17 protein-coding genes and 1 pseudogene are annotated in these 22,933 nt (G+C 68.4%); 9 read left to right on the top strand and 9 right to left on the bottom strand.

Annotated features, from left to right (window positions below; all coding sequences use genetic code 11):
- Positions 1–425: 425 nt before the first annotated feature.
- Positions 426–6,690: pseudogene (locus ACV22Z_RS03100) on the top strand (autotransporter domain-containing protein).
- Between the two features lie 105 nt (positions 6,691–6,795).
- Here ACV22Z_RS03100 and ACV22Z_RS03095 read toward each other — a convergent pair.
- The 3 genes from ACV22Z_RS03095 to ACV22Z_RS03085 form a co-directional block, all read right to left on the bottom strand.
- Entirely contained in the window at positions 6,796–7,872 is a 1,077-nt protein-coding gene (locus tag ACV22Z_RS03095; RefSeq protein ID WP_448074838.1) for a hypothetical protein, read from the bottom strand.
- A 129-nt stretch (positions 7,873–8,001) separates the two neighbouring features.
- Entirely contained in the window at positions 8,002–8,493 is a 492-nt protein-coding gene (locus ACV22Z_RS03090) for a DUF2946 family protein (protein ID WP_448074837.1), read from the bottom strand.
- Positions 8,494–8,527: 34 nt separating this feature from the next.
- Complete coding sequence (locus ACV22Z_RS03085; protein WP_448074836.1) at positions 8,528–8,770, bottom strand: hypothetical protein; 243 nt, start codon at positions 8,768–8,770, stop codon at positions 8,528–8,530.
- A 253-nt stretch (positions 8,771–9,023) separates the two neighbouring features.
- Here ACV22Z_RS03085 and ACV22Z_RS03080 point away from each other — a divergent pair, with 253 nt between their 5' ends.
- Both ACV22Z_RS03080 and ACV22Z_RS03075 read left to right on the top strand, forming a co-directional pair.
- The gene (locus tag ACV22Z_RS03080; protein ID WP_448074835.1) at positions 9,024–11,288 is read left to right on the top strand and encodes an amylo-alpha-1,6-glucosidase; all 2,265 of its coding nucleotides are present in this window, start codon (positions 9,024–9,026) and stop codon (positions 11,286–11,288) included.
- A 149-nt stretch (positions 11,289–11,437) separates the two neighbouring features.
- Positions 11,438–11,689, top strand: coding sequence for a hypothetical protein (locus ACV22Z_RS03075; protein WP_448074834.1), 252 nt, complete (start codon positions 11,438–11,440; stop codon positions 11,687–11,689).
- Positions 11,690–12,267: 578 nt separating this feature from the next.
- On the opposite strand, the gene penR is transcribed toward ACV22Z_RS03075, so the two are convergent.
- Complete coding sequence (gene penR, locus ACV22Z_RS03070) at positions 12,268–13,158, bottom strand: beta-lactamase transcriptional regulator PenR (protein ID WP_448074833.1); 891 nt, start codon at positions 13,156–13,158, stop codon at positions 12,268–12,270.
- Positions 13,159–13,273: 115 nt separating this feature from the next.
- Between penR and blaPEN-bcc the strand changes: the two genes are divergently transcribed.
- Entirely contained in the window at positions 13,274–14,176 is a 903-nt protein-coding gene (gene blaPEN-bcc / locus ACV22Z_RS03065; protein WP_448074832.1) for a PEN family class A beta-lactamase, Bcc-type, read from the top strand.
- A 517-nt stretch (positions 14,177–14,693) separates the two neighbouring features.
- On the opposite strand, the gene ACV22Z_RS03060 is transcribed toward blaPEN-bcc, so the two are convergent.
- The 3 genes from ACV22Z_RS03060 to ACV22Z_RS03050 all read right to left on the bottom strand — a co-directional run bounded on the left by ACV22Z_RS03060 (position 14,694) and on the right by ACV22Z_RS03050 (position 17,481).
- Positions 14,694–14,894, bottom strand: coding sequence for a hypothetical protein (locus ACV22Z_RS03060; RefSeq protein WP_448075153.1), 201 nt, complete (start codon positions 14,892–14,894; stop codon positions 14,694–14,696).
- 554 nt (positions 14,895–15,448) lie between these two features.
- Complete coding sequence (locus ACV22Z_RS03055; protein ID WP_448074831.1) at positions 15,449–16,819, bottom strand: sensor histidine kinase; 1,371 nt, start codon at positions 16,817–16,819, stop codon at positions 15,449–15,451.
- Entirely contained in the window at positions 16,816–17,481 is a 666-nt protein-coding gene (locus ACV22Z_RS03050; protein ID WP_448075152.1) for a response regulator, read from the bottom strand. Before ACV22Z_RS03050 ends, ACV22Z_RS03055 begins: the two co-directional genes overlap by 4 nt.
- A gap of 403 nt (positions 17,482–17,884) precedes the next feature.
- On the opposite strand from ACV22Z_RS03050, the gene ACV22Z_RS03045 reads away from it, so the two are divergent.
- The 4 genes from ACV22Z_RS03045 (at position 17,885) to ACV22Z_RS03030 (ending at position 20,766) form a co-directional block, all read left to right on the top strand.
- Positions 17,885–18,238, top strand: a complete 354-nt coding sequence (locus ACV22Z_RS03045; protein ID WP_448074830.1) for a YgiW/YdeI family stress tolerance OB fold protein — start codon at positions 17,885–17,887, stop codon at positions 18,236–18,238.
- A 55-nt stretch (positions 18,239–18,293) separates the two neighbouring features.
- The gene (locus ACV22Z_RS03040; protein ID WP_448074829.1) at positions 18,294–19,154 is read left to right on the top strand and encodes a MurR/RpiR family transcriptional regulator; all 861 of its coding nucleotides are present in this window, start codon (positions 18,294–18,296) and stop codon (positions 19,152–19,154) included.
- Between the two features lie 143 nt (positions 19,155–19,297).
- A complete protein-coding gene (locus tag ACV22Z_RS03035) occupies positions 19,298–20,170 on the top strand; it encodes an isocitrate lyase/PEP mutase family protein (protein WP_448074828.1) in 873 nt (290 codons plus the stop codon).
- 329 nt (positions 20,171–20,499) lie between these two features.
- Entirely contained in the window at positions 20,500–20,766 is a 267-nt protein-coding gene (locus tag ACV22Z_RS03030; RefSeq protein WP_448074827.1) for a YodC family protein, read from the top strand.
- A gap of 213 nt (positions 20,767–20,979) precedes the next feature.
- On the opposite strand, the gene ACV22Z_RS03025 is transcribed toward ACV22Z_RS03030, so the two are convergent.
- Positions 20,980–21,306, bottom strand: coding sequence for a superinfection immunity protein (locus ACV22Z_RS03025; RefSeq protein WP_448074826.1), 327 nt, complete (start codon positions 21,304–21,306; stop codon positions 20,980–20,982).
- 84 nt (positions 21,307–21,390) lie between these two features.
- Positions 21,391–21,819: a rhodanese-like domain-containing protein gene (locus tag ACV22Z_RS03020; RefSeq protein WP_448074825.1), complete on the bottom strand. Its 429-nt coding sequence runs from the start codon at positions 21,817–21,819 to the stop codon at positions 21,391–21,393.
- 147 nt (positions 21,820–21,966) lie between these two features.
- On the opposite strand from ACV22Z_RS03020, the gene ftrA reads away from it, so the two are divergent.
- Entirely contained in the window at positions 21,967–22,932 is a 966-nt protein-coding gene (gene ftrA / locus ACV22Z_RS03015; RefSeq protein WP_448074824.1) for a transcriptional regulator FtrA, read from the top strand.
- Position 22,933 lies beyond the last annotated feature (1 nt).

Here is a 22,933-nt window from a genome sequence, read left to right as displayed (position 1 = left end):
TGACATAACCGGATCGCCGTTTTAAGTGCTTAATACGGATCAGTATCTGTGTGCGATATTCTTTCAATTCCATACAATTCCAATACGATTCTGTAATGGCTGAAAGCCTTGTCGTCATTGAATGCGCCGGCCGAAATTTTTTTACCCAATAGCGACATATCGTTTGGCAATCGTGATGGCTTTGATATAGCCTTGTCTGACAAAACGCAGGGCAGTAATTAAATCAACCAGAATGTCGCTGCAAAAGAGGGGTAACGGCCATGTCATTCGACTAGTCTCGCATTCGCCAATCACGGCCGATTCCAGCATTCATCCATGAAAGACCGGCGTCGTTTCAACGAATGCCGGCGGGGGCGTTTTTGCCCGCGATTTTCCGCTGTTTCCGATCCGATGTTTCGCCGTCTTGCCTGAACCCTGGGGGAAGCATGAGCCGCGCACGTTCGAGAAGAGCCCGAGAGACCTTTCCGCGAATCCTGTTGCCGACGGGCGTGTGCATTGCGCTGGCCGGCGCGGGCATCATCCCCGCGCATGCGACTTGCAGCACGGCGGGAACCACCGTCACCTGCTCGGGCGTCGCCAACCCGCTCCAGCCGAGCTACGCGAACAGCGCGAACAACATCAACGCGACCGTCAACCCCGGTGCGAGCGTCGGCGTGCTGCTCGGCGTCGGCGGCACCGCAATGTCGCTGACGGGCAACGGCGTCACGCTGACCAACAACGGCACGATCGACCCGTCGGCGCTCGGCTCGGGGCTCGGCGTGCTGTCGAGCGGCGCGGTCGTTGGCAATGCGTCGGCGAGCATCACCACGGTCATCAACAACGGCACGATGAACGGTTCGACCGGGGTGGCGATCAGCGGCGTGACGGGCATGGCGCTGTCGGTCCAAAACGGCACCGGCGGAACGTCGAACATCACCAACACCGGCACGATTGGCTCGAACCCGCTGGTCGGCGCGACCCTCGTCGGTGCGGATGCGCCCGTGGTCGCCGCGTACGGCGGTGGTACGGTCAACATGACGAACAGCGGCACGATCAACGGCCGCGTGTCGTTCGGCTCGAACGGCACGCCCGGGCAGGGCAACACGTTCGTCAACTCGGGCACGATCAACGGCGGCGTGTCGATGGGCGCGAACAGCAACAACACGTTCACCGCGGTCACCGGCTCGTCGGTCAACGCGGCGGGCGGCACCGGCGGCGCGTTCAACATCACGGTCGGCCCGAACACGCTCAACGTGGCGGCGACCGGCATCGTCGACGGCGGCGCGGGCGGCAACAACACCCTCGTGCTCCAGCAGGGAACGTCGGCGAACGGCACGATCGCGGTCAACAACTACATCAACTTCAATCACCTCAACGTCAACGCCGGCAACTGGACGATCAACGGCGCGTCCACCGCGCAGGACGCGACGCTGGCGGGCGGCGTCGCGATCATCAACAACAACGCATCGCTTGGCACCGGCATCATCACGGCCACCGGCGGCGCGCTGCAGGCCGGCACAGCGGGGCTCAACGTCGCCAACGACGTGAACCTCGGCACGGGCGGGCTGACGGTGCAGGGCGCGACCGGAATCACGCTGTCGGGTACGGTGTCGGGCGGCGGCGCGCTGACGAAGAACGACGGCGGCACGCTGACGCTGTCGGGTGCGAACACGTACAACGGCGGCACGAACCTGAACGGCGGCGGCCTGGTGGTCGGCAACAACGCATCGCTCGGCACCGGCGCGCTGAACGTCAATGCGTCGGCGTCGCTCGACACGAGCACGAACGTCACGCTCGGCAACATGGTCAATCTGAACAACAGCTCGACGCTGACGATCGGCGGCAGCAACAATCTCGGGCTGTCCGGCACGATCAGCGGAAACGGCGGCCTCGTGAAGAACGGCTCGACGACGACGACGCTGTCGGGCGTGAACACCTACACGGGCGACACGACAATCAATGCCGGCACGCTCGCGCTGAGCGGAGCCGGCAGTCTGGCGACGACCGGCACGGTCAACCTGACCGGTGCAGGCGCGACGTTCGACCTGAGCAACGCGTCGGGCGCGCGGACGATCGGCGCGCTGGCGGGCGCGGCCGGCACGAACGTGACGCTCGGCGGCAATTCGCTGACGCTCGACGGCAGCGTCAATGCGACGTACGCCGGCACGATCAGCGGCACGGGCAGCGTGACGCTGTCAGGTTCCGGCACGCAATCGCTGACCGGCACGAACACGTTCTCGGGCGGCACGAACCTGAACGGCGGCAGTCTCGTCGTCGGCAGCAGTACGTCGCTCGGCACCGGCGCGGTGAACGTGAACGGCTCGTCGACACTCGACGCGAGCACCAGCGTGTCGCTTGCGAACGGCATCAACATCGCGACGGGCACGACGCTGACGCTCGGCGGCAGCACCGCGCTCGGCCTGGGTGGCGTGATCTCCGGGGGGGGGCGGGCTCGTGAAGAACGGCGCGGCGACGGCCACGCTGACGGGCGCGAACACCTACACGGGCGGCACGACGATCAACGCCGGCACGCTGGCGATCGGCGCGGGCGGCAGCCTGGCGGCGGGCAGTGCGGTGAACCTGGCCGGCGCCGGCGCTGCGCTCGACCTGAGCAACGCGACGAGCGCTCAGACACTCGGCGCGCTGTCGGGCGTCGCTGGGACGAACGTCAATCTCGGCGGCCACGCGCTGACGCTGGACGGGACGGCCAGCGGCACGTTCAGCGGCGTGATCGCCGGCACCGGCAGCCTGACGCTGGCCGGCACCGGCACCGAGACGCTGAACGGCGCGAACACTTATTCGGGCGGCACGAACCTGAACAGCGGCGGCCTGGTGCTCGGCAACAGCGCGGCGATCGGCAACGGCGCGCTGAATGTCGGTGGCGCGGCGACGCTCGACACGAACACGAGCCTCACGCTCGGCAACGCTGTGAATCTCGTCACGGGCGCGGCGCTGACGCTTGGCGGCAGCAACGCGCTGGACCTGAGCGGCGTGATCGGCGGCAGCGGCAGCCTCGTGAAGACCGGTGCGGCGACGGCGACACTGACGGGCGCGAATACATACACGGGCGGCACGACGATCAACAGCGGCACGCTGGCGATCGGCGCGGGCGGCAGCCTCGCCGCGACGGGTACGGTGAACGTGAACGGCGCGGGCGCAACGCTCGACCTCAGTGGCGCGTCGGGGGCTCAGACGATTGGCGGATTGTCGGGCGTGGCCGGGTCGAACGTGAACCTCGGCGCGAATGCGCTGACGCTGAACAACACCGTCAGCAACACGTTCGGCGGCACGATCGGTGGCACGGGCGGTGTCACGCTCACGGGCAGCGGGACGGAGACGTTGACGGGGGCGAACACGTACACGGGCGGTACGACGATCAACAGCGGCACGCTGGCGCTCGGCGCAGGCGGCAGCCTCGTGTCGAACGGTGCGGTGACGCTCGGCGGCGCGGGTGCGACGTTCGATCTCAGCGGCGCAACGGGCGCGCAGGCGATCGGCGCACTGTCGGGCGTGGCCGGGTCGAACGTGAGTCTCGGCGCGAACGCGCTGACGCTGAACAACAGCGGCAGCAACACGTTCGGCGGGTCGATCGGCGGCACGGGTAGCGTCACGCTCGCGGGCACCGGCACGGAGACATTGACGGGTGCGAACACGTACACGGGCGGCACGACGATCGGCGGCGGCACGCTCGCGCTCGGCGCGGGCGGCAGTCTCGCATCGACGGGCACCGTGACGCTCGGTGGTGCGGGCGCAACGCTCGACCTCAGTGGCGCGTCGGGGGCTCAGACGATTGGCGGATTGTCGGGCGTGGCCGGGTCGAACGTGAACCTCGGCGCGAATGCGCTGACGTTGAACAACACCGTCAGCAACACGTTCGGCGGCGTGATCGGCGGCACGGGCAGCGTCACGCTCACCGGCACGGGTACGGCGACACTGACGGGCGCGAATACATACACGGGCGGCACGACGATCAACAGCGGCACGCTCGCGCTCGGCGCGGGCGGCAGCCTCGCGTCGACGGGTACGGTGAACGTGAACGGCGCGGGCGCGACGCTCGACCTGAGTGGCGCGTCGGGGGCTCAGACGATTGGCGGATTGTCGGGCGTGGCCGGGTCGAACGTGAACCTCGGCGCGAATGCGCTGACGCTGAACAACACCGTCAGCAACACGTTCGGCGGCGTGATCGGCGGCACGGGCAGCGTCACGCTCACGGGCACGGGCACGGAGACGTTGACCGGTGCGAACACGTACACGGGCGGCACGACGATCAACAGCGGCACGCTCGCACTCGGCGCAGGCGGCAGCCTCGCGTCGACGGGCGCCGTGACGCTCGCCGGCGCGGGCGCGACGTTCGACGTCAGTGGCGCATCGGGGGCGCAGACGATCGGCGGCCTGTCGGGCACGACCGGCACGAACGTGAATCTCGGCGGCAACACGCTGACGCTGAGCGGCAGCGGCAGCAACACGTTCGGCGGCACGATCGGCGGCACGGGCGGGCTGACGATTGCGGGCGGCGGCACCGAAACGCTGACAGGCGCGAACACGTACACGGGCGGCACGACGATCGGCGGCGGCACGCTGGCGCTCGGCGCGGGCGGCAGCCTCGCGCCGACGGGGGCGGTCAACCTCGCCGACGCGGCCGCGACGCTCGACGTGAGCGGCGCGTCGGGCGCGCAGACGATCGGCGCGCTGTCCGGTGCGGCCGGTTCGACCGTGAACCTCGGCGCGAATGCGCTGACGCTGAACGGCAGCGGCACCAATACGTTCGGCGGCGTGATCGGCGGCTCGGGTAGCGTCACGGTGGCCGGTACGGGCACGCAGGTGCTGACCGGCACCAACACGTACACGGGCGGCACGACGATCGCGAACGGCAGCACGCTGCAACTCGGCAACGGCGGCACGTCGGGTAGCGTCGCGGGCAATATCGCTGACCAAGGCGCGCTCGTCGTCGACCAGTCGGGCAACGTGACGCTCGGCGGCGCGCTGTCCGGCGCGGGTTCGCTCACGCAGGCCGGCAGCGGTCAGCTCACGCTGACGGGCACGAGCACGCTGTCCGGCCCGACGACGGTCAGCGGCGGCACGCTGGCCGTCAACGGTTCCCTCGCGAGCTCCCCGGTGACCGTGCAGAACGGCGCGACCGTGACGGGCACGGGCACGATCGGCGGCCTGATCGTCGCGGGCGGCGGCACCGCGTCGCTGCTGCAGGCCGGGCAGGCGCTCAACGTTGCGGGCAACGTGACGTTCCAGCCGGGCTCGACGCTGCAGGTCGCCGTGAATCCGCAGCAGAGCGGCAGCCTCGCCGCGACCGGCAGCGCGACGCTGAACGGCGGCAACGTGAACGTGATTGCGAGCCAGGCGACGTACCAGCCCAATACGACGTACACGATCGTGAGCGCGGGCGGCGGCGTGCATGGGCAGTTCGCGGGCGTGAGCTCGACCTATGCGTTCCTCACGCCGACGCTCGGCTACAGCGCGAATCAGGTGACGCTGACGCTCGGGTCGAACGGCAAGTCGTTCACGTCGGCGGCAGCGACGCCGAACGAAGCCGCCGTCGCCGGCGCGCTCGGCACGCTCGGCGCGAGCAATCCGCTGTACAACGCGCTGCTCGTCACGGATGTGCCCACCGCGCAGAGCGCGTTCCGGCAACTCGACGGCGAGCTGTACGCGAGCGCGAAGAGCATGCTGCTGAACGACAGCCGCTACGTGCGCGAGGCCGTCACGGACCGCGTGCGCCGCGGCGTCGGCGCATCGTCCGGGCCGCTTGCCGCGCTGTCGGCGGGCGGCGCGGCACTGTGCGACGACACGGGCAGCGGCGCGGCGCGCGACAAGACGGTGCCGCCGGGACAGCACCTCGGCTCGCAGGCGAACTGCGCCGGCAATACGCCGTACCTTCCGGTGGTCTGGGGCCAGGCGTTCGGCGGCCGCAGCCGGCTTGCCGGCGACGGCAACGCGTCGACGATCAACCGCAGCCAGACGGGCTTCATCGCCGGTGCGGACATGGCGCTCGACGATCACTGGCGCGCGGGTCTCGCGGGCGGCGTGTCGCACGGCTCGCTCGACAACGACACGGCATCCGCTTCGTACAACAGCTACTACGTGTCGATGTACGGCGGCGCGCAATACGGCGCATGGGGCGTGCGTGGCGGCGTCGCGCAGACGTGGTACCGGATCGATGCCGAGCGCAATCCCGCATTCGCGGGCTTCAGCGACCACGACTCGGCCGGCTACAACGCGAACTCGACGCAGGTGTTCGGCGAAGTCGGCTATGCGCTGCCGGCGGGCGCGGTCGCGTTCGAGCCGTTCGCGGGCCTCGCGTTCGTGCGCCTGCATACCGACGGCTTTACCGAAAGCGGCGGCGCGGCCGCGCTGACGACCGGCTCCGATACGAACAACGTCACGTTCTCGACGCTCGGCGTGCGGGCGGCGACGGATCTCGGCCTGCTCGCGAAGGGCACGCTGACCGCGCGCGGAATGGCCGGCTGGCGGCATGCGTTCGGCAGCGCACAGCCGAACGCGACGTTCGCGTTCGCATCGGGCGGCGGATCGTTCCAGATCGCGGGCGTGCCGATCGCGCGCGACAGCGCGGTGCTCGAGGTCGGCGTCGATGCGAGCGTCACGAAGCACCTGACGCTCGGCGTGTCGTACAGCGGCCAGTTCGGCAGCGGCGTGCGCGACAATGCGGTGCTCGGCAACCTCCTGTGGAAGTTCTGACCCGCCAGTGACACAGCCCCGCACGGCATCGAAGCGGTGCGGGGCCGTGATGTGCGGCACGGCTGCCGCCCGGGCCGGCGGGACAACCCGGGCCGACGCGCATCGTCAGAACGCGGTCGACCAGTTCACGAGCACGGTGTCGCGCTGTTCGAGCTGATAGCCGTTCAGGCTCTGTGACACTGGCGTCAGGTACTCGACGCCGATCCGGTGGCCTTTCAGCGGCCCGGAGCGGAACACGGTGTTCAGGCCCACGCCGACTTTCAGCACGCGGCCGCCGTAGTTGCCGGTCACATCGTCCGGGCTCGCGCGATGAATCGGGCCGTTGTATTCGCCCTGGATCGCGCCTTGTGCGGTGTAGTTCAGGCGCGCGGACGCACTCAGCCACGGCAACACCCGATACGCGCCCCATGCATTGGCCTCGAAGCGGTTGCCGACGCGATAGCCCGACGTGTTCGCACCCTGCATCGGCAATTGCGCGAGTGCCTGCGCGCCCCAGCTCCAGCGATTGTTCTGGCCGGTGTAGGTGACGCTCGGGATCGCATCCCAGGTACCGGTGCCCATCTGCATCCCGTAATGAACGAACGTGCCGTCCGCGTTGCGGCGCGACACCGAGCCGGTCGGCATGCTGATGCCGAGACCCGCGTGCAGGTGATGGCGGCCGTCGTCGTAGAGGCGGAAGAGCCCGGCGACGACCGTGTCGCCGAGCCCGGATGCGCCGTGCGACATCTCGCCGGCCCCGTGGCCGTGCCCACCGTGCCCGCCGCCGTGGCCACCCGACAGCCCGCTCATCGTCATCGGCATGTCCATGAACATCGGCATCACCATCAGGTTGAAGGTGTCGCTCGGTGCGTACATCAAGTGCAGCATGTGCATGTTCATCTGCATGCCGGTCGGCTTCATCGAGTAGCCGGCCATCGCGAGCGCGTGGTCGTCGACGGTCTTGCCGCCGTGTTTCAGGTCGCCGCCCGTGGCGTTGTGCGTGAAGCTGTAGCCGATCATCCAGCCGCCTTGCTTGTGCATGTGATCGTACATCACGCCGGCGGGCGCATGGCTGTCGGGCGTCGGGCCGGCGTCGGGCGCGTCATGCGCGGCGGCGGGCGTTGCGGCGAAGGCGGCGGCGAGCGTGGCGGCCGCGGCTAGCGACAGGGTGTGGCGCTTGAGCGCCGGGGAAATCTTGAACATGGTTTCTATTTCGAATGAGACGGGGGTTGCAATGCCGGCGCGCAGCGCGGCCCGTGCGCAGGCGCGACAAGTCGCGGCGCAGCCGGGTGGCGCGAGGCCGGAAAATGAAGTGCCGGTGACGGCGCTGACTCAAACGGACGCGGGCGGGCCGCGCGAGAAGGCATGCTGCCGCGGCAGGAAATGTTTCGTCGTACGTTCTAATTCGGTGGCGGGAGGGTCGGCGAACCGCACATGCGCGGCGGAATCGGGCGGCAGCACGGGGAGGCCGAAGCTGCCTGCGTGCACGTGGCAGAACGGGCAGTCGCCGCCGTGGTGGAGGTCGTGCGCGGCGCCGTCGGATGGTGCGTGGCTCGTGTGCGCGTGCGGTGTGTCGTCGGGCGGCGCATGGTCGGCGTGACCGTGGGACGAACCGTCGATCGCGCCGCATCGTGCGCCGTGCGCAATCGGCCCGCTCGCGGATGATCGCGGCGTGCGTCCGTCGGCCACGAGTTGCCGCCCGGCCGGCGCCGTGCGATCGAGCGCCGCCTGCACCGACGTGATTGCCGGCGCGAGTGCGTTTAGCAGAACCGCGAAGATCGCGATCGATGCGGCGCGGTGGAGCCGGCGGCGGTGGGCGAACATGGCGACGATGCGTGCGTTGGCGTCGAGGCGGGTTTCAGCCGCCCATGCCGAGGTCGCGGCCGATCCCGTGGCCGATATCGGCGCGCGCGTTGCGCTCGGCGTCCAGGATCGCGCTCAGCTTCGACTCGAAGCCGAACGTCGACGTGACGAGGAAGCGGCGAGCGCGCGAGGGCGCAGGTTGCCGCGCACGAAGTTCGTAGTAGCCATCCCAGCGCTGATTGGCGCGCTGGAGCGCGAATACGCCGTATTCGCGGTCGTTGTACCGGACGAATTGCATTTTGCAGACCTTGGGAGGCGAGCGGCATGTGCAGGCTCGCCGCGATGGCGGGACGTGCGAGTCGCCGATCGGGATGCTGCCCTCGGTCAGGCGTCGGGGCGGCATCGTTGGACAGGACGCAATTTTTCTCGACGCGCGTCGAAGCGACCATCAATGTCAAGAAAGTCTCAATGGCACGCAGCCGGCGACGGGAGTCGGGATCGCGGTGGCTGCGCCTGCGTCGCGATCTGTCCTATCCTGTGCGAAATGCACGATGGCACGACGCGCGCCGCGCGTCCCGCACGAGACAGGAGCATCGATGGCGACTCGAACTGACGAATCGAACCCGGAAGCGGCACGAGCCGCGCCCGACTTCACCGCGGCTGCGCCGGATGCCGCCTTTATCGCGCCCGAGGCCGACCCGCAGGCGGCCGCGCGCAACAACCAGTATGTGCTGAAGGCCGGCGACGCGTTCGTCGTCAGCGACGCGCTGGGCGACGTCGGCGGGCACGACGACGGGCTGTTCGTCGACGACATGCGCGTGCTGTCGAAATGGCGGCTGACTTTCGGCGGGCGGGCGCCGTCGCTGCTGTCGGGCGCGGCGAGCGCCGACAACGCGTCGTTCACCGCGCACCTGACCAACCGGCCGCTGCCGCCGCTCGGCGGCCGCGAGACGCCCGAGGGCGTGATCCACATCGAGCGCACGCGCGTGCTCGCGAACAACGTGATGTACGAGGCGCTGACGCTGACGAACTACGGCGCGACCGAGGCCGAGGTGCCGCTGTCGCTGTCGTTCGCCGCGGATTTCAAGGACATGTTCGAGGTGCGCGGCACGCACCGTGAAACGCGCGGCACGATCGCGCAGCCGAGCCTCGACGCGAGCGCGGTGCGGCTGTGCTATGACGGCCTCGACCGTGTCGAGCGCGCGGTGTTCGTGCAGTTCTCGCCGGAGCCCGATGTGCTGTCGGTCGATCGCGCCGACTACTCGCTGACGATTGCTGCACAGGCGTGCGTATCGATCTACGTGAGCGTCGAGGCGACAGTCGGGCCGTCGCAAGGCGCCGCGCCCGCCTGCGGCCGCAACGCGTTGCGCACCGCGCTCGTCGCCGTGCACCGCTCGATGCGCGCGCGGCGCGAGACGATGGCCCGGGTGCACACCGGCAACCCGCTGTTCGACGCGTGGCTCGACCGCTCGCTGGCCGATCTCGGCCTGCTGACCACGAACCTCGATACGGGGCCGTATCCGTACGCGGGCATTCCATGGTTCTCGACCCCGTTCGGCCGCGACGCCGTGATCACGTCGATGCAGATGCTGTGGCTGCAGCCGTCGCTCGCGCGCGGCGTGCTGCGCTTTCTCGCGTCGCGTCAGGCGCAGGAGGTGTCCGCGTTCCACGACGCGGAGCCGGGCAAGATCATGCACGAATTCCGCAAGAGCGAGATGGCCGCGACGGGCGAGGTGCCGTTCGCGCTCTACTACGGCGGCGTGGACACGACGCCGCTGTTCGTCGTGCTCGCCGGCGCGTATGTCGAGCATACGGGCGACGACGCGCTGATCGACGAGCTGTGGCCTGCGCTCGAGCGCGCGATCCAGTGGGTGAGCGACAAGTGCGACCGCAATCCGTATGGGCTGCTCGATTACCAGCGCACGTCGGAGCGCGGCCTCGCGAACCAGGGCTGGAAGGACAGCCACGATTCGGTATTCCACGCGGACGGCCGTTTTCCCGACGGGCCGATCGCGCTCGTCGAAGTGCAGGCGTATGCGTGTGCGGCGTTCGACGCGATGTCGGAATGCTCGCGGCGGCGCGGCCATGCGGCTGACGCGACGCGCTACGCGCTGCGCGCGAAGCAGTTGCGCGAGCAGGTCGAGGCGCTGTTCTGGATGCCCGAAGCCAGCTTCTACGGGATTGCGCTCGACGGTCGCGGCGAGCTGTGCCGCGTGCTCGCATCGAATGCGGGCCATCTGCTCGCGTTCGGGCTGCCGGAGCCGGCGCGCGGCGCGGCGGTCGCCGACGTGCTCGGCTCGACGCTGTTCCAGACCGGCTGGGGCGTGCGCACGCTCGCGGCCGGCCAGCCGCGCTTCAACCCGATGGCGTATCACAACGGCTCGGTGTGGCCGCACGACAATGCGCTCGCCGCACGCGGGCTCGCGCGCTACGGCGACAAGGCCGCCGCGCTGAACCTGCTGGGCGCGCTGTTCGAGGCCGCGGTGAGCTTCGAGATGCGGCTGCCGGAACTGTTCTGCGGGTTCCCGCGCCGGCGCGGCGAGCCGCCGACCGCGTATCCGGTTGCGTGCCTGCCGCAGGCGTGGGCGGCGGGCGCGCCGTTCATGATGCTGCAGGCGTGCCTCGGCGTGAGCGTCGACGCGGCGCGCCACGAGGTGCGCGTCGAGCGCCCGGCGCTGCCGGAAGGCGTCGACTGGCTGCGGATCGACGGGCTCGCGGTGGGCGACGACAGCGTGTCGCTGACGTTCCGCCGCGTCGACGGGCAGGTAGTCGCGGCGGCGGAGCCGGGGCGCGTGAAGGTCGTCGCAGTGCTGTAGGCACGGAACGCGCTGAAGGTGCTGAAGGCGCTGAGGGCGCTGCAGGCCGGAAACACGCTGCCTGCGCGAACGTTGAGCGAAGTCGTGCCACGTTCGCGCGGGCGGCATAGAATCCCGACATGACCCTTGAACCCTCCCGGAGGCACACGATGACGACCGACAAGCGGCCCGACGACGGCGAGCAGAAGCTCGAGCATCTCGAAGCGGCGGTCAACCACGTGCACGAGTCGATCGAATCGCAGAGCATCGCGGTCGGTGCGGCGAAAGGCATTCTCTTCAGCCTGATCGAAACGCTCGGCGCGCTGATCGGCGATCCCGACCTGCCCGAGCATGCGCGCTCCGGTTACGAAGCGCTGCGCAACAAGGCGAACGAGTTGCGCAGCACGCTCGAGAAGCACTGAGTTAGCACGCGGCGGAGCGAACGCTTCGTCGCGCTTTCCCGAGCTTCGGCGCGTTCCCGCTTTTCCCTTCCGATTCTCCCGGCCGATATCTCGTGCCCGATTCTCCCGGCCGATTCTCCTGCCCATTTGCGCGCGTGCGGCGCAAAGCCCCGTGCGTTCAATGAGTTACGCCGCGCATGCGCAGGATATCCACAAGCTTGCCAACACATTCTGTGGAGAACGCACGCCGAGCGGGTGACGCGGGCGCCGCGAGTCGCGATCGACGCACGCGTGCCTTGCCGCTGCCGCGCCCGTGTCCGTGCACCGAATATCCCGTTGCATCAAGGTGTTACGCGATGCGTCGGCAGGATATCCACAGGCTTGCCAACAAAATCTGTGGAAAAGGGGCACGCAATTGTGTCGCCACGGTTGGCAATGTGCGGCACTTGCGCGGCGTTTTCCGCGCGGCCTGCCCGATGCGTGCATCGCGGCGGGAAATCATGCGCGATCAATGAGTTAGGTGCCGGGTACCCAGGATATCCACATCCTTGCCAACAAAAATTGTGGACAAACGGCCGATGCGGAGCGCGGTCGCGGGTTCACGCATGCGGCGCCGCGTCCGCCGCTTCGCCGACGATCCAGTCGCGAAACAGCGTCATCGCGGGCGTGAGGGGCTTCGACTTCAGCGACGTGAGCCAGTAGCCGCCCGCCTGCACGTCGATGTCGAGCGGCCGCACGAGCAGGCCGAGCTGCAGCTCGCGCGTGAACATGCACGCCGGGGCGAGCGCGACGCCCGCCCCCTGCATCGCCGCCTCGACCATCAGCCGCGACGAGTCGAACACCGGGCCGTTGACCGTCCACGGCTCGAGCTGCGCGGCCGCGAACCAGCCGAGCCACTCGTCGGTGCGGTACGAGCGCAGCAGCGTCTCGTTCGCGAGATCGTCCGGCCGCGTGACGCGCATGCCGATCTCCGGTGCGCACAGCGCGGTGAGCGGCGCGTCGAGCAGGCGCTCGTTGCGGGTCGCCGGCCAGTTGCCAACGCCGAAGCGGATCGCGAAATCGAGCCCTTCGGCGGCCAGGTCGACGACGTTGTTGTTGGTGCGCAGCCGCAGCTCGACGAACGGGTGGGTGTCGCCGAAGCGCTTCAGGCGTGGCATTAGCCAGCCTATGGCAAACGTGCCGACGACGCCGAGCGACAGCACCTCGTGGAAACGCCCGCCGTCGAACTGCTTGAGCACCGTCTCGATCCGGCTGAACGCGTCGCTCAGCACCGGCAGCAGCGCGCGGCCCTCGTCGGTGAGCCCGAGCCCGCGCGGCAAGCGCGTGAACAGCGTGCAGCCGAGCCGTTCCTCGAGCATCCGGACCTGCTGGCTGACCGCAGCCTGAGTCACGCTCAATTCGAGGCCCGCGCGCGTGAAGTTCAGGTGGCGCGCGGACGATTCGAACGCGCGCAGCGCATTGAGCGGAAGGTGGGGGCGGAGCTTCGTCATAAGAAAATCTTTCGTCAGCGCTCAATTATCGTTGCTTGTCAGCTAACCGTAAAGTCGGGATAGTTCGGGTCGCCGGGCCGGCATCGAACCACCATTCCACCACGAGACACACGACATGACCCATTCATCACAACGTCGAACCCTGCTGCTGGCCGCCGCGACGGCGCCGCTCGTCCTGGCCGTGAGCGCGTGCGCTTCGCCTCGGGCGGGCACGGCGTCCGGCGCGTCCGCGGAGTCCCCGGATGTATTCGCGGCGCTCGAACGTGAGGCGGGCGGACGCCTCGGCGTATGCGCGATCGACACGGCAACCGGCCGGCGCGTGCAGCATCGCGCCGACGAGCGGTTCCCGTTCTGCAGCACGTTCAAGGCGATGCTGAGCGCGGCCGTGCTCGCGCAGAGCGTCGAGCGCCCGGCGCTGCTGCAGCAACGCGTGACGTACCGGCAGGCCGATCTCGTCCGCTATTCGCCGGTGACGGAGCGGCACGTCGGCGCCGGGATGACGGTCGCCGAGCTGTGCACGGCCGCGGTCCAGTACAGCGACAACTCGGCCGCGAACCTGCTGCTGAAGCTGATCGGCGGGCCGCCCGCGCTGACCGCGTTCGCGCGCTCGATCGGCGACGATACGTTCCGCCTCGACCGCTGGGAGACCGAGCTGAACACCGCATTGCCGGGCGATCTGCGCGATACGACGACGCCTGCCGCGATGTCGGCGAGCCTGCGCGTGCTCGCGGCCGGCGACGCGTTGCCCGCGCCGCAACGGGCGCAGCTCGTCGACTGGCTGCGCGGCAACACGACCGGGGACAAGCGGATTCGCGCGGGCGTGCCGGCCGGGTGGCAGGTCGGCGACAAGACCGGCACCGGCGACTACGGGACGACGAACGACGCCGGCGTGTTGTGGCCGCCCGCGCGCGGGCCGATCGTGCTGACGGTGTACTACACGCAGGCACATGCGGACGCGAAGGCGAAGGACGACGTGATCGCGTCGGCGACGCGCATTGCGATCGCGGCGCTCGGTTGATCGACGCGTGACGCGCTGCGTGCCGCGCATCGTGTGTGCAGCGCCGCGCAGTGCCGTGCCGTGCCGCAAACCTGATGCATGCGTCGAAACGTTGTGAGATCAACCACTTAGGTCACGCATGCTCAGGATATCCACACGCTTGCCAACAAAAACTGTGGAAAAGACGCGGGCGGGTACGCGAGCATGCGAAGCACGAAGCACGAAGCACGAAGCACGAAGCACGAAGCACGAAGCACGAAGCACGAAGCACGAAGCACGAAGCACGACGCTCGTCGCGGGTCGACGGCGGGTGGAATCAGGTCTGCACGCCGCGTGCCTCATTCGTGACGATGCAAGGAAACCCTTTCCGATCAAGCGCTTGGTTGGGCTATGCGCAGGCTATCCACATCCTTGCCAACAAAATCTGTGGACAACCGACCCCGCCGCGAACATGGCGTCGTCCGCGAAGCGCAGGGCGATGTGTGCGCTGCATCGCACCCGCCGCGAGCGGTCCGATGCTTCGCAATGAACGGAGCAGTCAGTCGCGCCGGTCGTCGACGATGGGCCAGCGCGCGAACGCGAACACCCAGAGCATGATGATGTTCAGCAGCGGCACGATCATCGTCAGCACCCACCAGCCCGAGTGACCGGTGCGCCGGACGATGCGGACATACGGATAGATGCAGATCACGAAGATGACGAGCGTGACGAACAGCTTCACGGCGGAGAAATGGTGCATCGGGTGCATGGCCTTCCCCTCGAACAGGTGTTGTCGTTGTGCTGCGTGAACAAGGCGGGATGCGGTGACGGGTGTGTCGTGTGCGCCGCGAACGGGGCGATCGGCCGGCCGCGACTAGCGCGATCTTGACGCTCGCGCGTGCCAGCCGTCAAGCCGCTACGGTCTGAGCCGGATGCGCGTCGAATCGCCTGCGGCGTCGCCGCTCGGTGCGTTGCACTGCCGCATTCGTGACGCCGATCGTGTTTCGCTGCGCGATCAATGAGTTATCGCACGCTTGCGCAGGATATCCACAAGCTTGCCAACAAAATCTGTGAGTAAGTGCCGTGTTGCGCCATCGTGCGTGCCGGCGATGGCGGCGGGGGTAAGCAACGGTGCATCGCCGGCGCATCATGGTGCGGGCGAGGCAAACGCGGCGCGCGCCGGTCCAGATTCGCACGCAGCGCCTGCATCACGCGTGCCAAAGCCCGTCGGATCAAGGACTTGGCGAAGTGGTGCGCAGGATATCCACAAGCTTGCCAACAAAATCTGTGGACAAATCGCGCACCGCGTCGGCCTCAGGCCGGTGCGTCGAAGCGCACCGTGACGGTGAGGCCGCGGCCGCCGGCGGTGGTGGCGAGCGTCACCGCCGCGCGATGCTGCTCGGCGATCCGCTTGACGATCGACAGGCCGAGCCCGCTGCCCGAGTTCGTCGCCGTCTGCGCGCCGGTGCCGCGATAGAACCGTTCCCACACGTTCGCGTGCTCCGCTTCCGGAATGCCGGGGCCGGTGTCGGCCACCTCAAGCACCGCGGCGCCGCCGTCGATACGCGCACTGACGTCCACGCGCGCGCCGTCGCCCGCATAGCGGATCGCGTTGTCGACGAGATTGTTCAGCAGCACGCGCAGCGTGTCGGCGTTGCCTGCGACCTTGACGGGCGTCGTGACGATCGCGCCGAGATCGACGCGATGCGCGTCAGCGACGCGCGCGCGGTCCGCGACCACCGAGCGGCACAGCGCGGCGAGATCGACCGGCGCGAACGCGGCCGTCTGCGCATCGGGCTCGAGGCGCGCGAGCGTCAGCAACTGCTCGGCCAGGTGGCCGAGCCGCGTCGTGCCCGCATGGATCTGCGCGAGGATGCGCTCGCGTTCGTCCGCCGTCGCCGCGCGCCGCAGCAGCTGCGACTGGATCGACAGGCCCATGATCGGCGTGCGCAGTTCATGCGCGGCATCGGCGATGAAGTGCCGCTGCAGCGTGAACGAGCGGTCGAGCCGCGAGAGCAGGTCGTTGATCGCTTCGGCGAGCGGCTGCACTTCATTCGGCATCGCCGCGACGTCGACCGGTTCGAGATTGTTCGCGTTGCGCCGCTTGAGGCCGGCGGCGATCGCGGCGAGCGGCCGCAGCCCCGCGCCGATGCCGAACCACAGGCCGATCGCGAGCACCGGCAGCATCGAGAACACGGGCCACAGCAGATGCACGGCGATGCCGGCGATCGCTTCCCAGCGCGCGCGGCGCGCCTGCGCGAGACGGATCGTCGTGCCGCCGCGCTGCGTCACATAGGTGCGCCACGGCGCGCCGTCGACGTCGACGCTCGCAATGCCGGCTTGCGTCGGCGGCGGCAGCTCCGAATCGAGGTCGGTCGAGTAGACGAGCTTGCCATTGCGCCAGACCTGCAGCAGCACCGCGTCGGGATCGTCGACCTTGAAGCCGTGGTCGCCTGCCGCATGGCTCTTGAACGACAGCTCGCCGTTCGGGCCGACGACGATCTGTTTCGACATGCTGCGCATCTGGTCGTCGAGCAGATCGTCGAGTTCGCGCAGCGCGCCCCAGTAGGTGCCCGCGCTCGCGAGCAGCCCGATCACGCACGCGGCCGGCATCAGCCACAGCAGCAGGCGGCGCCGCAGCGACACGCCGCGCCAGCGTGTGACCGCGTGTTGCAGGCCCGTCATGCGCCGTCACCGATCCGGTAGCCGACGCCGCGCACCGTGCGGATCATGTCGTGGCCGAGTTTCTTGCGCAGGTTGTGGATGTGTACCTGCACCGCGTTGCTTTCGACTTCCTCGCCCCAGCTGTACAGGCGTTCCTCGAATTGCTCGCGCGAGATCACCGCACCCGGCTCGCGCATCAGTTCGTGCAGCAGCACGAACTCCTTCGGCGACAGCGGCACTTCGTCGTCGTTGAGCCAGACCTGGTGCTTGACGGGATCGAGCCGCAGCGGGCCGATCGCGAGCGTCGTCTGCGCGCGGCCCGCATGACGGCGATTGACCGCGCGGATGCGGGCGAGCAGTTCCTCGAGCGCGAACGGTTTCACGAGGTAGTCGTCCGCGCCGGCGTCGAGGCCGGCGATGCGGTCGGACAGGCCGTCGCGCGCGGTGATGACGATCGCCGGCAGGTTTTCGTCGCGGCGGCGCAGCGCGGCGAGCACCGATAGCCCGTCGCGGTTCGGCAGCCCGAGATCGAGCAGCAGCAGGCCGTAGCCGGTCGTCGTGCGCAGCGCGAGCGACGCGGCTTCGCCGTCCGTGACCCAGTCGACCGCGAAGCCTTCCAGTTTCAGACCCTGTTCGAGACCGCTGCCGATCAGCGGATCGTCCTCGACGAGCAGTACGCGCATGTGTTCGTGTTTCTCCATGGTGGCGCCGTACGGGCGCCCGGTCTGCCTATGATAAGCGCGCGCGTCTTAGGGGGAGCTTAAGCGTGGCGTGGGGCGATGGCGGGGGATGTCCGGCGGGCGGGGCGGAAGTGCGATCGATGTCGGTGGCGGTAGTCGTGCGTCGCAATTGGTCACCGCGTCGCCGGTTAGGTCGGAACATTATCCCGGGGCGATCATCTTCGAGCAACGTGCCGTCGGCTATCGGTCTCCATGCCAACGTGCGGCCTCAGAGATCGGTACCGGTCCAATGCGGCATCGCGCCGCGTCGCCGCGGCCTTCAGGTTTGCTTAATCTTACGGTCCGTAATCTTCGGTGGCCACGTTCATCGGGAACGCGGCGCCATCACAAGAAAAGGAACGACATCATGAAGCAACTCGCCAGAATCCTGACGATCGCGCTCGCCGCGCTGCCGGCCGCCGTCTACGCGCAATACACGGGACCGTCGACGCTGACGACAACCACCGTGAAGGAGCTGCTCGCGAACGGCAAGGACGATCAGCACGTGCTGCTGCAGGGCCGCATCGTCAAGCACGTCGGCGGCGAGGATTACGACTTCGCGGACGCGACCGGCACGATTCGCGTCGAAATCGACGACAAGCTGTGGGCCGGCGGCCAGCCCGTCAGCGACAAGAACGAAGTGAAGCTGACCGGCGAATTCGAGCGCAAATGGTCGGGCCGCGTGAAGGTCGATGCCGACCGGATCGACGTGGTGCGCTGACCGGCGCGCGCGGGGCCGGTGATACCATGAGCGACCGGTTCCCGTTCTCAACAAGATGGCTGCCAATTTCGACGAACTCGCGTCCCGGATCCGGGCGCAATTTTCCGTGCTGAGCCCGCAATTCCAGGCGGGCGCTGCGTTTCTGCTCGATCATCCCGACGAAGTTGCCGTGTCGTCGATGCGCAAGGTCGCGCAGCGCGCGCAGGTGCAGCCCGCGTCGCTCGTGCGGCTCGCGCAGCAACTCGGTTTTCCCGGCTGGAACGAACTGCGCGACCTCTGCGTCGCGCGCGTGCGCACGCGCCCCGAGCCGCTCACGCAACGCGCGCGCTCGCTCGTGCGGCCCGACGCGAAGGCGTCGCTCGCGCAGGATCTGCTGGCCGCGCAGCAGCACAATCTCGCCGCGACCGCCACGCAGAATGCGCAGGCGCTTGCCGAAGCCGCGAAGCTGATCCGCAAGGCATCGCATGTGCATGTCGCCGGTTTCCGTTCGTGCTATCCGGTCGCCTTCGGGCTCGTCTACGGCTACCGGCTGTTCCGGCCGACCGTGTCGCTGCTGGCGGGCGTCGCCGGTTCGCTTGAAATGGAGCTGCGCACGATCGCGAAGCACAGCGCGACCGTGATCGTCAGCTTCGCGCCGTATTCGGCCGAGGCGATGCGCGTCGCGCAGGCCGCGAAGGAGCAGGGCAGCCGGATCGTCGCGATCACGGACAGCGCCGTGTCGCCGATCGCGCTGCATGCCGATGCGCAGCTGATCTTCACGCATGACAGCCCGTCGTTCTTCCCGTCGCTCGTGGCCGCGCATGCGCTCGCCGAGGCGCTCGTCGCGCAGCTGCTCGCGCTCGAAGGCAGCGATGCGATCGCCGCGCTCGAACGCGCGGAAGTCGAGCTGCACGCGAAAGGGGCGTACGTGGTTTGAGGCAGCGGGGGCGGTAAAGCGGGGCTGTGAAGGGCGCTGTAAAGGGGGCAGTGAAGCGCACGCATCGATATTTCACCGCATCCCGAAACGTCGTCGCGGAGCACCCGCGTATGCTTGGGCTTCCCTTTCCGACGGAGCCCGCAATGACCCCCACGACGACTCATTCCGACCTTCAGGCCAGCCAAGCGCACGCCTTCCGCGCGCTGCACGCGCAACCTGGCGCATTCATCCTGCCCAACCCGTGGGACGCGGGTTCAGCGCGGCTGCTCGCGATGGCCGGCTTCCGCGCGCTCGCGACGACGAGCGCCGGCTACGCATTTTCGCGGGGCCGTCCGGACAATGCGATCGGCCGCGACGAAATGCTCGCGCACATTGCGGATCTCGTGGCGGCGGGCGGGCTGCCGGTGAGCGCCGATCTCGAGAACGGCTTCGGCGACGCACCGGACACGGTCGCCGAAACGATCCGGCTCGCGGCCGAGGCCGGCGCGGTCGGCGGCTCGATCGAGGACGCGACGGGCCGGGTCGATGCGCCGATCTATTCGCACGATGCGGCGGTCGAGCGCATCGCGGCGGCGGTTGACGCGGCGCGCGCGCTGCCGTTTCCGTTCACGCTGACCGCGCGTTGCGAAAACTACCTGCACGGCCGCCGCGATCTCGACGACACGATCGCGCGCCTCGTCGCGTATCGCGACGCGGGCGCCGACGTGCTGTATGCCCCCGGTTTGACCGATCCCGGCGAGATCGAAGCGGTGACGCGCGCGGTCGATGCGCCGGTGAACGTCGTGATGGGATTACAGGGCGCGTCGCTCAGCCTCGATGCGCTCGCCGCGCTCGGGGTGAAGCGCGTGAGCGTCGGCGGCGCGCTGGCGCGCGCGGCGCTCGGCGCGTTCCTGCGCGGCGTGACGGAGATGGTGCGTGACGGCACGTTTTCGTTCGCGGAAGCAGCGGTGCCGGGACGCCTGCTCAATCAATGGTTCGCCGCGGAGAACAATCCGCCCGTCTCGTTCGGGGAATGATGCCGAAAACCCGTGGGATCGATTCCAGCCCGGCCATCGATCGACGTGAATCAATTCAGATTGCTTTCGATTAAATGATGACTTAACAGATGGGATGCATGACACGTTCATTACATCCCGCTTTTTTTATTCCGGATTATTCTGAATTTCATGTCAATGGCCTTGACGCATCCTGAAAAAGTGCTTGTCGGGCGGGCATTTCCGGTATTTTTCGAGGTTTTTCGCATTCGGGAGTTGCCGGTTCATTTTGTGATTGATAATCTTCATTCCATCTGAAAAATACCGGCGCGCGTGCTGCCGGAAATCAATATAAACGTACTGAGAGAGCCATGACGATCCGAGATATGTTCCGTACCCGGTTTCGAGTCGGCGACGTCGTCACGCTGAAAACCGGCGGGCCGCGCATGACGGTCACCTACGCCGGGCCGGTCGTCTTCGACGAGGCCGACTGGCTGATCTGCCAGTGGTTCGACGACAGTGGCCACTTCCGCCAGGAGATGTTCCATCACGAGGTGGTCGTGCCGGAGCCGCGTGCGATCTCGGCCGGGCGCGTACGCGTGCGCATGCTGGGGCAGCGCTGCCGGTCGGCGGCATAAGCGGCGGCATGGCGGCCCCGGCGAGGGGATCGCACGGGCGGTGACGGCGGGCGCGTTCGGCGCGTGGCTGCGGCAGGGGGCTTGGGTGGCGTGGGCGGCACGGGCGATGTGCCGCCGCGCGACGCGTTGAGCTGGCGCTACCGGGCCTCGACCAACGTCAGGATGCCGAAGTTCGAGGCGGCAGCACGGTAAAGAACGGAAACGGGAACGGCGCTAGCGGCAGCCTTGCTTCTCCGCCCATTGCTCCTGGGCAGCGACGCGGCGCTGCACGCGTTCGACGAGGCCGGCGGAAAAGGTCCGCATGCTGATGCCGCGGCGCTTCGCGAGGATCGCCTGCGCGACGTCGGCTTGCGGGTTCGGCTGGCAGGCCCAGTACAGCGTCATCAGCCAGCCGATGACCGTCCATCCGAACAGCGCGTTGAACAGCGCGATCGTCAGCTTGTCGTGACGGCGGCGCCGGTCGGCGATGATGGCCGGCAGAAAGTAGAGTGCGATCGCGGCGACTGAACCGGCGGCTTGAATCAGGACTTCGGTCTGCATGTTGCTGCTCCATCCGGACTGCAATGCGGCTGATTGTCGCGCGATTCGCGTTTTCGTGCTGGCAACTAATTGTTGCGTTTTTGATCACGATCCGGCGGCTTCGGGCGCGGCCTCGGCCGCCGCACCGTTGCGGAGCCTGAAACCCTCGTCGAGCCAGCCGGTGACGCCGCCGATCATCAGCTTGACGGGCCGCCCGAGGCGCGCGAGGCGGATCGCGGCGCGGGCGGCGCCGTTGCAGTGCGGCCCGGCGCAATAGACGACGAACAGCGTGCCGGCCGGGTAATCGGCAAGCTTGCCCGCCACGATCTTGCGGTGCGGCAGGTTACGTGCGCCGGGCACGTGGCCGGCGGCGAACTGGTCGGGACTGCGGACGTCGAGCAGCACGAAATCGGGGGCGCCCGACGCGAGCGCGTCGTGGACGTCCCAGCAGTCGGTTTCGAAGCGCAGCGACGCTTCGAAATGCGCGAGGGCGGCAGGGCTGTCGGCGGCGGGGACGTCGGTAACGTACGACATGCGAAGGGTCTCCTGAAGGGCGTGCGGGACACGCTGAAAAGCACGGTGAAAAGTGCGGTGAACGGCGCGTTGAAGATGGGGCCAGTATCGCGGTTCAGCGCGTCGGACGGCAGTGGCGTGATCGACAAGTTCCGGTAACATCGCGCCATGAAAAATCATCTCGTCGTCGCGCTCGCCTACGATCGCCTCTGCACCTTCGAATTCGGCTGCGTGGTCGAACTGTTCGCGCTCGACCGTCCCGAACTCGGCGTCGACTGGTATCGCTTTGCAGTGTGCGCGAGCGAGCCGGGGCCTGTGCGCGCGGCGGGCGGCATCACGGTCGCCGCGCCGTACCGGCTCGCGATGCTCGATCGTGCCGATACGATCGTGATTCCCGGCTGGCGCGATCCGGACGAGCTGCCGCCCGAGCCGCTGCTGAAGAAGCTGCGGGCCGCGCACCGGCGCGGCGCGCGGCTGTGCACGATCTGTTCGGGCGTGTTCGTGCTGGCGGCGGCGGGCGTGCTCGACGGTCTCACCGTGACGACGCACTGGCGCTACGCGGATCGCCTGCAGGCGCGCTATCCGGCGCTGCGCGTGAATCCGGACGCGCTGTATGTCGACGAGGGGCAGATCGTCACGTCGGCCGGCTCGGCGGCCGGGCTCGACATGCTGCTGCATCTCGTGCGCCGCGACCACGGCGGCGCGATCGCGAACCGCGTTGCGCAGCGGCTCGTGCTGCCGCCGCATCGCGACGGCGGGCAGGCGCAGTTCGTGCCGCGCCCGGTCGCGCCGGGCGGCAGCGACCGGCTTGCGAAGCTGATCGACTGGATGCGTGCGCACGCGGCCGAACCGCACACGCTCGCGTCGCTTGCCGCGCAGGCGGCGATGAGTCCGCGCACGCTGCAGCGGCAGTTCGCCGACGCGACCGGTTTGTCGCCGGTCGCTTGGCTGATCCGCGAGCGCGTGAACGTCGCGAAGGACATGCTCGAAGCGAATCCGGCGCTGCCGCTCGCGCAGGTCGCGGCGCGCGCGGGGTTCGGCTCGGAGGAATCGCTGCGCCGGCATTTCCGGCGCATCGCGGCGACGAGTCCGGCCGCTTACCGGAAGGGGATGGATCGTGGCGTAAGATCCTGAT

It is taken from the genome of Burkholderia sp. PU8-34 (genome assembly GCF_053427725.1).
Note: the sequence above shows the minus strand (reverse complement) of the source record. Positions and strands in the feature narration are given on the sequence as shown.